At 57.9% G+C, this 12,507-nt stretch carries 15 protein-coding genes and 1 pseudogene; 7 read left to right on the forward strand and 9 right to left on the reverse strand.

Annotation, left to right across the window (positions count from 1 at the left end):
• Positions 1–75 precede the first annotated feature (75 nt).
• Entirely contained in the window at positions 76–1,065 is a 990-nt protein-coding gene (locus tag U5J94_RS04085; RefSeq protein WP_322564364.1) for a serine/threonine protein kinase, read from the reverse strand.
• 101 nt (positions 1,066–1,166) lie between these two features.
• Here U5J94_RS04085 and prlC point away from each other — a divergent pair, with 101 nt between their 5' ends.
• The 7 genes and pseudogenes from prlC to U5J94_RS04115 all read left to right on the forward strand — a co-directional run bounded on the left by prlC (position 1,167) and on the right by U5J94_RS04115 (position 7,623).
• Positions 1,167–3,209 carry an oligopeptidase A gene (prlC, locus tag U5J94_RS04090; protein ID WP_322564365.1) on the forward strand — a complete coding sequence of 681 codons (2,043 nt, stop codon included), beginning with the start codon at positions 1,167–1,169 and terminating at the stop codon, positions 3,207–3,209.
• A 70-nt stretch (positions 3,210–3,279) separates the two neighbouring features.
• Positions 3,280–4,113: a TIGR04211 family SH3 domain-containing protein gene (locus tag U5J94_RS04095; RefSeq protein WP_322564366.1), complete on the forward strand. Its 834-nt coding sequence runs from the start codon at positions 3,280–3,282 to the stop codon at positions 4,111–4,113.
• A 17-nt stretch (positions 4,114–4,130) separates the two neighbouring features.
• Positions 4,131–4,331 (forward strand): annotated as a pseudogene (locus U5J94_RS04100) (endonuclease/exonuclease/phosphatase family protein); the annotation flags it as partial.
• A 56-nt stretch (positions 4,332–4,387) separates the two neighbouring features.
• Positions 4,388–4,489, forward strand: a complete 102-nt coding sequence (locus tag U5J94_RS15205; RefSeq protein ID WP_416224187.1) for a hypothetical protein — start codon at positions 4,388–4,390, stop codon at positions 4,487–4,489.
• Between the two features lie 167 nt (positions 4,490–4,656).
• The gene (gene ubiD / locus U5J94_RS04105) at positions 4,657–6,132 is read left to right on the forward strand and encodes a 4-hydroxy-3-polyprenylbenzoate decarboxylase (RefSeq protein WP_322564368.1); all 1,476 of its coding nucleotides are present in this window, start codon (positions 4,657–4,659) and stop codon (positions 6,130–6,132) included.
• A gap of 234 nt (positions 6,133–6,366) precedes the next feature.
• A complete protein-coding gene (locus tag U5J94_RS04110) occupies positions 6,367–7,011 on the forward strand; it encodes a ParA family protein (protein ID WP_322564369.1) in 645 nt (214 codons plus the stop codon).
• 57 nt (positions 7,012–7,068) lie between these two features.
• On the forward strand, positions 7,069–7,623 hold the full coding sequence (locus tag U5J94_RS04115) for a DUF4136 domain-containing protein (RefSeq protein WP_322564370.1): 555 nt from the start codon (positions 7,069–7,071) through the stop codon (positions 7,621–7,623).
• Positions 7,624–7,678: 55 nt separating this feature from the next.
• Here the strand turns inward: U5J94_RS04115 and U5J94_RS04120 are convergent, their stop codons facing one another.
• The 8 genes from U5J94_RS04120 to U5J94_RS04155 form a co-directional block, all read right to left on the reverse strand.
• Entirely contained in the window at positions 7,679–8,365 is a 687-nt protein-coding gene (locus tag U5J94_RS04120) for an alpha/beta hydrolase (RefSeq protein ID WP_322564371.1), read from the reverse strand.
• A gap of 101 nt (positions 8,366–8,466) precedes the next feature.
• On the reverse strand, positions 8,467–8,781 hold the full coding sequence (gene soxZ, locus U5J94_RS04125) for a thiosulfate oxidation carrier complex protein SoxZ (RefSeq protein ID WP_322564372.1): 315 nt from the start codon (positions 8,779–8,781) through the stop codon (positions 8,467–8,469).
• Between the two features lie 39 nt (positions 8,782–8,820).
• Positions 8,821–9,285: a thiosulfate oxidation carrier protein SoxY gene (gene soxY / locus U5J94_RS04130; protein ID WP_322564373.1), complete on the reverse strand. Its 465-nt coding sequence runs from the start codon at positions 9,283–9,285 to the stop codon at positions 8,821–8,823.
• A gap of 177 nt (positions 9,286–9,462) precedes the next feature.
• On the reverse strand, positions 9,463–9,750 hold the full coding sequence (locus tag U5J94_RS04135) for an encapsulin-associated ferritin-like protein (RefSeq protein WP_322564374.1): 288 nt from the start codon (positions 9,748–9,750) through the stop codon (positions 9,463–9,465).
• Positions 9,751–9,932: 182 nt separating this feature from the next.
• Positions 9,933–10,082, reverse strand: a complete 150-nt coding sequence (locus U5J94_RS04140; protein WP_166668741.1) for a hypothetical protein — start codon at positions 10,080–10,082, stop codon at positions 9,933–9,935.
• Positions 10,083–10,192: 110 nt separating this feature from the next.
• Positions 10,193–10,753 carry a DUF192 domain-containing protein gene (locus tag U5J94_RS04145; RefSeq protein WP_322564375.1) on the reverse strand — a complete coding sequence of 187 codons (561 nt, stop codon included), beginning with the start codon at positions 10,751–10,753 and terminating at the stop codon, positions 10,193–10,195.
• A gap of 7 nt (positions 10,754–10,760) precedes the next feature.
• Positions 10,761–12,002 carry a hypothetical protein gene (locus U5J94_RS04150; protein WP_322564376.1) on the reverse strand — a complete coding sequence of 414 codons (1,242 nt, stop codon included), beginning with the start codon at positions 12,000–12,002 and terminating at the stop codon, positions 10,761–10,763.
• Entirely contained in the window at positions 11,999–12,457 is a 459-nt protein-coding gene (locus tag U5J94_RS04155; RefSeq protein WP_322564377.1) for a thioredoxin family protein, read from the reverse strand. The genes U5J94_RS04150 and U5J94_RS04155 overlap by 4 nt, the downstream gene beginning before the upstream one ends.
• Positions 12,458–12,507: the final 50 nt, after the last annotated feature.

The raw sequence follows: 12,507 nt of genomic DNA on the forward strand, positions 1-12,507 counted from the left end.
GTAGAGGGGTCCGGCGACGGATTATCAGGGTTACCCTGAGTAAACGGCCGGGCGGGTCATTTTATTCCAAAAATTTCAGGGTTCGAGCGGCGGTTGCTCCAGTCGTTCGATCTGCTCGCGCAGGGTATTGAGCTGTTCTTCCCAGTAGCGGGGGGTGTTGAACCAGGGAAAGTGCATGGGAAAGGCGGGGTCGTGCCAGCGCCGGGCCAGCCAGCCGCTGTAGTGAATCAGTCGCAGCCCGCGTAACGCTTCGATCAGGCGCAATTCCAGGGCGTTGAAGTCGTAAAACTGGCTGTAGCCTTCCAGCAGCAGGCCCAGCTGGCGGGTCATATCGGCCCGATCGCCGCTGAGCAGCATCCACAGATCCTGGATTGCCGGCCCGATCATGCAGTCGTCGAGATCGACAAAATGGGGCCCCTGCCCGGTCCAGAGGATATTGCCGGGATGGCAGTCACCGTGCAGGCGAATCGGATCCACCCATCCGGCAACCTCCCGCCACACGCTTTCGATCTCCCCGAGCAGCTGCTCGGCGGCCTGGCGATAATTATGTTCCAGCTCAGGGGGAATGAAGCCGTGCTCCATCAGATAGTGATAGGGACCGGTGCCGAGCAGCTCGGTGTTCAGCCGGGGCCGCTGGCGGAACAGGCGCTGGCTGCCGCAGGCATGGATGCGGCCCAGCATGCGGCCCAGCCAGCGCAGGTGTTCGGGATCTTCCAGCTCGGGCGGGCGGCCGCCGCGCCGGGGATAGAGGGCCAGCCGGTAGTCGGCATAATGCAGCAGGGTCCCGCCCTCGGCCAGCGGCAGCGGGGCCACCACCGGGATTTCCAGCTCCGCCAGTTCCTGGGCAAAGGCGTGCTCTTCAAGGATGGCCGCATCGCTCCAGCGGCCGGGGCGATAGATCTTGGTGACCAGGAAGCTGCCGTCATCCAGGCCGACCTGGTAGACACGGTTTTCATAACTGTTGAGCGCCAGCAGGGCGCCGCTGGCTTGAAATCCGCAGGCCTCGACAGCATCCAGTATGAGGCTCGGCGTCAGGTTGGCGTACGGCAGGGCGGTGTCAGGCAATTCTGTCTCCAACCCCACAGGCGGTTACGGTTCATGCTAAATTATGGCGCGTCACCTCGCGCCCCGGCTCACCCACACAGTATCAGACAGGTAACGTATCGATGTCCAATCCGCTTCTTGAAATGCCCGCCCTGCCCGCCTTCGGCCAGATTGCACCGGAACATGTCGAACCGGCGATCGACGCTCTGTTGCAACAAAACCGTGAACAGCTGGCGCAGTTGCTGGCGCAGAACGAGGTTTACAGCTGGGAGAACCTGATCCAGCCCCTTGAAGAGATGGACGATCGACTGGATCGGGCCTGGTCGCCGGTCAGTCATATGAACTCGGTGGTCAATAGCGACGCGTTGCGCGAGGCGTACAACGCCTGTCTGTCGAAGCTCAGCGACTACGCCACGGAATTGGGGCAGAACGAGCAGCTCTATGCCGCCTACAAGGCGATTGCCGACTCGCCCCAATATCAACAGCTGGAAGCGGCGCAGAAAAAAATCATCGACAACGCCCTGCGCGATTTTCACCTCTGTGGCGTGGATCTGCCCCTCGACAAGAAACAGCGCTACAAGGAAATCCAGCAACGGCTCTCCAGCCTGACCACCAGGTTTGAAGAGAATCTGCTGGATGCGACGCACGCCTGGCACAAACCGATCACCGACGAGGCGCAACTGGCCGGCTTGCCCGACTCGGCCCGCGCCATGGCCCGCCAGGCTGCCGAAGAGAAGCAGATCGAAGGCTGGGTCTTTACGCTCGATTTTCCCTCGTATTATGCCGTGATGAGTTACGCCGATGATCGGCAGCTGCGCAGTGAAATGCATGAAGCCTACGTGACCCGCGCCTCGGATCAGGGGCCAAATGCCGGCCAGTGGGATAACTCCGCGGTGATGGAAGAGATCCTGGCGCTGCGTCATGAACTGGCGCAACTGCTCGGTTTTACCCATTACGCCGAACGCTCGCTGGCGACCAAGATGGCCGAGTCGCCGCAACAGGTGTTGTCGTTTTTGCACGACCTGGCTCAACGGGCCAGACCGGTGGCGGAACAGGATCTGGCCGAATTGAGCGAATTTGCCCACCAGCAACACGGTCTGGAGAAGCTGGAGCCGTGGGACATCGCCTACTATTCGGAAAAACTGCGCCAGCACAAGTACGCCATCTCCCAGGAAGATCTCAAACCCTACTTCCCCGAAACCCGGGTGATCCCCGGCATGTTCGAGGTAGTTAAACGGCTCTACGGCATCGAGATCAATGAGGTTGAGGGCATTGAGACCTGGCATCCGGATGTCCGCTTCTACGAGATCCGCGATGCCGACGGTGAGTTGCGCGGCCAGTTCTATCTGGATCTCTATACCCGGGCGAAAAAACGTGGCGGCGCCTGGATGGATGATTGTCGCGGCCGGCTGCGCCATACCAGTGGCGAGTTGCAGACGCCGGTGGCCTATCTGACCTGTAACCTGACGCCGCCGGTCGGCGACAAACCGGCGCTGTTCACTCACGATGAGGTGATTACCCTGTTCCATGAGTTCGGTCACGGCCTGCATCACATGTTGACCCGGGTCGATCACATCGGCGTCTCGGGCATCAACGGGGTGGCCTGGGATGCGGTCGAGCTGCCCAGCCAGTTCATGGAGAACTGGTGCTGGGAGCGCGAGGCGTTGGATTTGATTGCCGCCCATTATCAAACCGGTGAACCAATACCGGATGAGCTGTACCAGAAGATGTATGCTGCGAAAAATTTCCAGGCCGGGATGTTGATGATGCGTCAGCTGGAGTTCTCGCTGTTCGACTTTCGTCTGCATCTGGAATACGACCCGCAACAGGGCGGGCGGATTCAGACGATTCTCGATCAGGTGCGTGATGAGGTGTCCGTGGTCAAGCCGGCGCCGTATAATCGATTCCAGCACGGTTTCGCGCACATTTTTGCCGGCGGATATGCGGCAGGTTACTACAGCTATATGTGGGCCGAGGTATTATCGGCGGATGCCTTCTCCCTGTTCGAGGAAAACGGGATTTTTGATCGTCGTACCGGCGAGCATTTCCTGAACTCGGTACTGGAGCAAGGCGGTACACGTGAGCCGATGGAGCTGTTTGTCCGCTTTCGTGGTCGCGAGCCGCAGATCGAGGCTCTGTTGCGGCATACCGGTATAGCTGCCTGAGCGAACGTTGATTAAGACCGACAGAGAGAAATTTGACGTACCCATAACGAATAATCTGGAATCCGACAGAATGAAAAAACGCCTTCAGTTGTTCTGGCTCATCCTGCTGGTCGCGGTAGTTCCGCCGGCCCTGGCGAAAACCGAGTATGTCTCCGACCAGCTCGAAGTTGATCTGTATCAACAACCCAGTATTAACAGCCCCGTTACCGGCAAGTTGTCTATCGGTGACAGTGTGGAAGTGTTTCAGGAGCAAGGTGAATTCAAACGGGTCAGGCTGGAAAACGGCGATCAGGGCTGGATTCGGGCCCAGTACCTGGGCGAAGAGCCACCGCAAAAGGCACAAAATGATCAGCTGGCCAGCAAGTACGAGGCGTTGAGCGCACAGCTTGAAGAGAAAAACAAACAACTCAACAAAGTCCAGCGTGATCTGCAAATCCGCCGGGATGAACTGTCCAATGCCAGAACCACCATCCGCGAATTGAAAAAACAGATCGAGGCGGGTGGCAATAGTGAGGCAATTAATGAAGAGCAACTGCAGCAACTGGCGGAAAAAGAGCGCCAGATCGAAAAACTGCAAGCCGAGATCGAGAACCTGAAAAAGGAAGCGGAGGCAGAAGCAGAAGCAGAAGAAGATACGCCGGCTTCGCCCGGGCTCGAACAGTATCGCGCGCAACTGGAAGAGCAGCGGCGACTCAATAAGGAGCTGCGCGCCCGCATCGAGTTCGCCCGGGAGTTTTTGACCCGTGAAGAACTGCCCAGTGCCGAAGAGATAGAAAAATGGCAGCCTGCGTTACCCGGCTGGTACTGGGGGACGTTACTGACAGTGTTGATTATCGGTCTTGTCGGTGGGATTGGCTGGATGGATTATCGCCTGCGCCGACGTCATGGCGGTTTCCGCATCTAGGGATCTTCGCGCCTGTGCTGACCCTGGCCAGTTGGAACGTCAATTCCCTGCGAGTGCGCCTGCTCCAGGTGCTTGACTGGTTGGCCGTCAACCAGCCGGATCTGGTCGGCTTGCAGGAAACCAAGCTGCAGGATGAGCACTTTCCGCTTGCCGAATTCAACGCAGCCGGCTACAACGTGGTCGCCAACGGTCAGAAAACCTATAACGGTGTCGCGCTGCCGCCTTTCGCCGCAACCTCGGCCTGCGCATCGACCACATCCTGGTCAGCAATAACCTGGCCGACAGAGTGATGGGATCCACGATCGACACCGCCTCGCGCAACCTCGAACGCCCCTCCGATCATGCCCCGGTCGTTACCAACTTGTCGCTGTCATGATTCGCCTGCAAGGCGACAGAAGTAACCACTGAACACACCGATTGCACCGAATACACCGAGGGTTATGGTTATCGTGAACAACATCGGTTTTCGGTGATTTCAGTGTTTTCGGTGGCCATTGTCATTACTTGCCATTATTATGCTGCAAAACTTATCGGTAAATTTGTATGAAATACCGCGATTTACGTGATTTTATCGCCCAGCTGGAAAAGCGCGGCGAACTCAAACGGATTCAGGTCGAGGTCGATCCTTATCTGGAGATGACCGAGATCTGCGATCGCACCCTGCGCGCCGGCGGCCCTGCTCTGTTGTTTGAAAACCCCAGGGGTTCGGATATCCCCGTGCTCGCCAACCTGTTCGGCACGCCGCAGCGGGTGGCCCTGGGCATGGGGGAAGAGTCGGTCGAAGCCCTGCGTGAGGTAGGTAAATTGCTGGCGTTTCTCAAGGAGCCGGATCCGCCCAGGGGGATGAAGGACGCCTGGAGCAAGCTGCCGATCTTCAAGCAGGTGCTGAATATGGCGCCGAAGGTGGTCAAGGGGGCCGCCTGTCAGAAGCAGGTGATCGAGGGCGAGGAGGTGGATCTGTCCCGGTTGCCCATCCAGACCTGCTGGCCGGGGGATGCCGGGCCGTTGATCACCTGGGCGCTGGTCATTACCAAAGGCCCCAACAAAGAGCGCCAGAATCTGGGCATCTATCGCCAGCAGGTGATCGGGCGCAACAAGGTGATTATGCGCTGGCTCGCGCACCGTGGCGGGGCGCTGGATTTTCGTGATTGGCAACAGGCGCATCCCGGGGAACCGTTTCCGGTTGCCGTGGCGCTGGGCGCCGATCCGGCCACCATTCTCGGTGCGGTCACGCCGGTACCCGATACGCTCTCCGAATACGGCTTTGCCGGATTGTTGCGCGGCGACAAGACCGAGGTTACAACCTGTCTCGGCTCTGATCTGCAGGTGCCCGCCTCGGCCGAGTTTGTGCTCGAAGGGTTTATCTATCCCGAAGAGATGGCTGAAGAGGGGCCTTTCGGCGATCACACCGGCTACTACAATGAGGTGGAGCAGTTTCCGGTATTCACCGTCGAGCGTATCACGCATCGTCCCGATCCGATCTATCACAGTACCTACACCGGCCGTCCGCCCGATGAACCGGCGGTGCTGGGGGTGGCGCTGAACGAGGTTTTCGTACCACTACTGCAAAAGCAGTTTCCGGAGATCGTTGATTTTTACCTGCCGCCGGAAGGTTGCTCTTATCGCATGGCGGTGGTGAGCATGAAAAAACAGTATCCCGGTCACGCCAAACGGGTGATGCTCGGCATCTGGTCCTTCCTGCGCCAGTTTATGTATACCAAATTTGTGATCGTCACCGACGAGGATGTGGATGTGCGTAACTGGCAGGATGTGATCTGGGCCATGACCACGCGCATGGATCCGATTCGCGATACCACCCTGATCGACAACACGCCCATCGATTATCTCGACTTTGCCTCCCCGGTCTCCGGCCTGGGCAGCAAGATCGGCTTCGATGCCACCAACAAATGGCCGGGCGAAACCCGGCGTGAATGGGGGCGGCCGATCAGCATGGATGAAAGCGTCAAGCAACGCATTGACGCCATCTGGGACGAACTGGGGATTTTCGATAATGATTAAAAAGCATAACCACGAAGACACCAAGACACGAAGATTTATTTTTTTCGAAACCAGATCTGTTCACTGTTAGCGTCTCGATATTTCTTCCAGACTTGCCCGATGTGACTTTTTCCTTCACACAGAAGATTCGTTTTGACTACACTTGATTTACGGTGCCGATACGGCACACCTTAACTTCGTTACTCGTACCTAGTACCTAGTACCTAGCACCTGAATTCAAGGAGGCCGTATCGGATGCGCAAGATCATGGTTCTGAATGCCAAAGGCGGTTGTGGCAAAAGCACGATCGCGACCAACCTGGCCAGTTACTACGCGTATGAGCTGGAAAAACAGGTGGCCCTGGCCGACTTCGATCCCCAGGGCTCCAGCATGGCCTGGCTCAAGGTGCGTCCCGCCAACTATCCGCAAATTCACGGGATTGACGCAACCAGAGAAGCAGTACGCGTTCCCGCGGAGAGCGAGGTCGTGATTATGGATGCGCCGGCCCGGGTACAGGGCAAGGAGCTGACCCGGCTGGTACGCCGGGCGGAGACAATTATCGTCCCGGTATTGCCCTCGCCTATTGATATTCGGGCCGCGGCCGACTTTATGAAGGAACTTCTCACCACCGGCAAGGTCTCTCGAAAAGAGACCCGGGTCGCGGTTGTGGCCAATCGGGTGAGGGAAAATACCTTAATCTATCAATCATTACAGGCGTTTCTCAAGAGTCTGCGAATACCGTTTGTCACCTCGCTGCGGGATACCCAGAACTACATCCGTGCCGAAGAACGGGGCGTGGGCATTTTTGAAATGGCCCCATCGCAGGTGTGGTGGGATCGGGAACAGTGGGAGCCGCTGGTGCGCTGGTTGAGAAGCAAACGCAGTCGGGCGGATTCTTAAACAATTCAGGCGCAAGCAGGACAGGCTTACTTGATCGCACCGCCGGGAGCATGTGTTATGCACTGTATACGTTATCTTGGTTTGTTGTTGGCGGCTTTGATGCTCGGTGCCTGCAGCTCCACTGTAAATGTGGATTACGAGCAGAATTATAATTTTGCGGCGCTTGAAACATTTTTCCTGCAGGAGAAGCCCGAAAAAATTGCTGACGATCCGCGACTCAATACGCCCATGATGCAGCAGCGTCTGGTCAAGGCGATCCGTGCCGGATTACAGCAGGGGGGCCTGCGGGAGGAACAACCGGCAGATGTGCGTGTGAGTTATCGGGTTGATATCAAGCAGGAGATCGAAAGTGACGCCTCCGGGGTTTCGGTCGGGGTTGGTACTTTCAGCCGCAATGTCGGTATCGGTTTCGGCTATGGGTTTCCGGCTTCCGACGTGGAGTCCTATGATCGCATGGTGCTGACGATCGATCTGCACAGCAGCGAAACCGACACGTTGCTCTGGCGTGGTTCCGACAGTCGCCGTTTGTATGCCGGCAGTACGCCCGAAAGCAACACCGGCCTGGTCAATGATCTGGTCGAGGCGATTTTGAAAAAGTTTCCGCCGCGCTAAACAGGTGTTACACGATTTACAACGACACGCGACGGTGCAGACCCGTGGTGATCATTCAGGGCAGCGAGGATTCTGCCTCGCCACTCAGTTGCTGGCGTAACCAGGCGGCGATATCGCTGATCTCCGCCGGGCAGACCTGGTGCTGCATGGGATAGCGCTTCCACGTTACGGGGTAGCCCGCCTGTTGCAGGATCTGATATGAAGCTTCGGCCAGGGAGAGCGGCACCACGGGATCGTCACTGCCGTGGGCCATAAAGATGGGCACAGCCTGATTGGCATACTGGCGTTCCTGTTCAAAGTCGGCGACCAGCGGCAAATAGGTTGAAAGTGCCAGAATGCCACCCAAAGATTCGGCCTGACGCAGGCCGGTATGCAGGGCAACAGCACCACCCTGCGAGAAGCCGGCCAGAATGATCCGGTGGGAGGCGACACCGCCTTGCTGTTGCTGCTGGATCAGCGCTTCGATCATGGCCTGTGAAGCCCGGATTCCCGCGGCATCTTCATCCTGTTGAATCCGGGGCGAGCGGATATCGTACCAGGCGCGCATGGCCATGCCGCCGTTGAGGGTAACCGGCTGGACCGGCGCGTGGGGAAAAACAAACCGCACGGACAGATCCGCCAGCCCCAGTTCGGGGACCAGCGGTTCAAAGTCATGGCCGTCGGCACCCAGGCCGTGTAGCCAGATGACGCTATGTTGCGCATCGGCGGGACCGACTTCGACGCATTCGGGTAATTGGGACATCAGTTTATAGGGTATTGTGATTGTGTCGCGATTGTACGCAAATAAAAAAGGCGAAGGAGCGGACTCCTTCGCCTTTTGTACAAGTTACCTGATAAAAAAGGTTACTTGATCTGGACCGTCAGGGAATCTTTCTCACCCTTGTTGTCCACCCAGCTGATGGAAACGTCATCACCGGACTTGCCGCCTGTGAACTCGTAAGAGAGATACGGGTTCTTGGAGACAGCCGGCCCCCACTGTGCGAGCACGACTTCGTTGCCGTTGTGCGCACAGGTCACTTCCTGGATGAAGTGAGCCGGGATCTTCTTGCCGGTTTTCTCGTCTTTACGCATACCGGTTTCCATTACATGGGTAATCAACGACTTGACCGTGACGGTGTCCCCCTTGAGGGTCGCCCGGGCGCGGATACTCTTAGCCATAATATTGTTCCTCTTGATCGATTCGTTTCGAGATCGGGCTTAACCGCCGCAACCGCCGATAGTGACTTTGACCTCTTTGCGAGCCGAGTAGGCCTTGCCGCCGGCCTTGACCACGGCGATCACATTGGAGGTTTTGGCCATCTTGATGCGGGTCGAGACAAAGCCCTTGGCATTGCTGGCCAGCTTGAAGTTGGCCGCCAGGGGCGAGCCGTTCTTCTCGGCGATGATGGCGATTTCCTCGATGCCGGCGATAACGGTGGTGACGGAAACCGGGACCACGGCGCCGTTTTCGGCGATGTCCGGGGCCTTGATGCTGATGTCATCACTGGGCTGTGCCTGGGCGCTGCCGAACAGGTCATTCATGGCCGTTTCCATGCTTTCGGTTTCGAAGGCACGCCTGGGCCACGCGGCCATGACCGCGCCGGGGGTCAGCAGACCGGCACCGACGGCGACTGCCACAGTGCTGCCGGCCAGGCCGCCCTTGAGAAAAGTTCTACGTTGCATATGTTTCTCCTCCTATATAGGTGATCACCCTATCGCAATATTCGGGCCAGAAATTAAACCCTCGCAAAAACAATAAGATAGCTGATTCGACCCGCTACGTAAGGCGCCCGGGTCATGCAATATGCACGACTGAATTGCAGAATCGTTGCGCGATGGCTGTCTGCCGGACGGATTCGGTTACTCGTGGGCGATTGCCTTGTCGGTGAACAGATAGTCTTTGAGCTCGTCATTGAGCTTGCTGTCGCGTCGGCGGATCCACTCCAGCACCATGGCGGCATGCTCTTTCTCCTCATCGCGATTGTGTTTGAGGATCGCGCGCAGCTCACCGTCTTTGCAGGCGTCCATGCGCTGGTTATACCAGTCGACCGCTTCCAGTTCTTCCATCAGCGAAACAATGGCGCGATGCATATCCCGGGTCTCGTCGGAGAGCTCTTCAATCGCTTCGTGAAAACCTTCGTTTGCCATTTATAAAATTCCTCGTAGCTTGATTGGATATCGCAATTGTACGTTACTGTAAATCGGCATTGTACGTCACGCCTGAAAACGCCAATTTTATCAATGAAAATCCCTGGATAAGCGATCCGATGCCAGCATATCTACGAGGACATCTCGCGGTGCCAGGCTGATCGGGTATCCGGGATCTCTGTTTAGCGAGATAACAACAGCAATACCCCGGCGGCGATGGCACCAAGGTCTAAAAGCTTGCGTAGATCGCCCAGGTTTACGAAGGCCGACAGGCCGGTCAAAATCAGCCAGGCGGCCAGAACGATCGTTCCTACATGGCGTGGTAACAGCATAGGGTTCTCCTGATTAGATTTGAAGAATAAATTATAGCGTATCTGAGCAGTACCAGGTTTGCATCGTATAGAGTCTGAACAAGCGTTGCGAATGCCCGTTCACTGCAACTTTAATCGATGCTGTCGCGTCTCATCCCTGTCTCGGTTTTCGGAACGTCTGTTTGGCGGAAAATGAATCTGTGACCGGGTTGAAGATCAAGCCGCTCCCGGGTACCGGCAGGCAATTCGAGCACGTATTTGACCGGCTGCGCGGTTCGATAGACGGGGCATGCTGAATGGGGACAAGGCGGAACGTGGGTATCGGCGCGCAACAAGGCCTGATTCTCGTCAAAGTAGAGAATATCGATGGAAAAACGGACATTTTTGTTCCAGAAGCTTGTCGGTTGAGATGTTGCGTAGATGAATAACATGCCGGTTCCCTCCGGCAGCCGATCCCGGTGCATGAGGCCCTGCTGTTTTTCTTCACGGCTTAGCGCCAGCTCGACCTGAAACTGTTCGCCAGTGAGGATCACATCTGCTGTCTCAAGCGCATGTCCGGTCAGCGGGGCCAAAAGCAATGCCAGGGCCAGGACGTTGGACCATACCTCCGAGATATTCACGAAGGGCCATTTGGTCGGCAAGAGAGGTCGATCAGGTCCGTGATCTGAATGGATCTTCAGCACAAGTGCCATCGTTTATTCAGGGTTGGGCCGACGAGGCTTTCCCGAACAAATAACGCAACCGGGTCGGGCCGCCGACTGTCTCCCGTTCGACCCAGGCGAGATGGAGGTTGCCGTGACGGTCCAGGGTGATCGAAGGGTGATTCTGTTCGCGGACGCCACTGGCGCCGGGCACCGGCAGGTCGTCGCTCCACTGGCCGTCCCTGTACCAGCTGAGCAGAATGTTGGTCTGATCATCGCGGCCGTCGTCCCAGGCCACGACCAGCTGGCCGGCCGGGTTGCCGGCGACACTCGGATGCCACTGCTGGGCGATGCCGCCGAACGGATCCTGGACTTTCTGGTTGGGGCCGAACAGGGCGTCGCCCTCGGCCGGATAATGGCTGGCGTAAATGTCATAACCCTCCCGAAAGTCGCGCTTGTCGGCCCAGGCGGCGAGCAGCTGTTGTTTGCCATAGGCGTGCATGGCGACCCGCGTGACGCCGTGGCCCTCGCCGAAGGGCGGACGCGGGCCCGGCAGCGGTTCACTGATGCGTTGTGGTTTGTCGAAGCGGCAGGTGCCGGGCTGGCGGTTCTCGGCTGCCATGATGATGGTATGGCCGTGGCGGCGATCTTCCCAGGCGACCACGGTGCGATCGGGTAATTGACTCACGCTGGGATAGAGCTGGGCCTGCTTGAGCGGTTCGGGATCCACGCCACAGGCCGTGTCGGCATGCAGGGTCAGACCGTCGGTCTCAAATTGCTGCAAGTAGATCCGTCGATGACGGCTGTTCGGATCGGCTGCGGCATAGACCAGCAACAGCCTGTCGTCCCCGGCGGTAAGATTGGCCTGGCCGGCCCGGGTGGCATCGAGGGTCAAAACGGGGCCGAGTTGCTGGCCGTCGCCAAGGCGCAGACGGACGCGCCCCGCTTCTTCCCAGGCGATGGCAAAGCGTTCCCCGTCCAGCGCGGTCAGTGACGGTTCATAAGCGTCATCCTTGCCGCTGATCCGCACGGCCGGGCTGAAGGCGCCGTCAGCGAGGGATTTGCGTGCCAGATAGATCGCCGGGGTCTCGTGACGGTTATCTTCCCAGCTGACCGCCACCGTGTCGCCGGCGACGGCAATGTTGCGGCGTCCCGCCGATTCCAGATGGTGAAAGATCCCCTCGCCCTGTACCCCGGTGACCGCCACCGGCGGGTCAAACGCCCAGGGCTGGGCGACAGCGGGCGTGGCCAGGGCGTAAGCGGCGAGCAGCAGGATGCAGGAAGCAAGCCGAAACATCATGACGGGTCCCCGGTTTGGGCCTGGATTGCCTCGTGGGCGTTGAGCAGATCCTCGATCCGCTGGACGCCGACCAGGCGTTTCAGCGGTTTGCCCTGCGGCGTCATAAAGGTGAACACGGGGGTGACAAATGCATCGTAACGGGTGCCGACCTCATGTTCGGTAATCCGTTCACCGCTGGGCAATTGCAGGCGCTTGCCGCTTTCCGAATCGACATAGGCCAGCACATAGTTGTCGGTGTAGATTTGACGAACCCTGTCATCGGAAAACGCTTCCTTGTTGGTTTTCTCGCAATAGCCGCAACCGTAACGGCCAAAGTAGACAAACAACGTCTTGTTCTGTTCGCGGGCCTGATTCATGGCCTGGTCAAAATCCTGAAACGGATAACCTTCGGGGGCATCCGCCCAGGTGGCGGGGATGAACAATACTGATAACAAAATCAAGAGAACAGGTCGCATGTCAGCTCCTCGTGTCAGTCCGCTCTATTGAAAGAGATTTGCCGGGCCCT

It is taken from the genome of Thiohalophilus sp. (genome assembly GCF_034522235.1).
GTDB lineage: Bacteria > Pseudomonadota > Gammaproteobacteria > UBA6429 > Thiohalophilaceae > Thiohalophilus.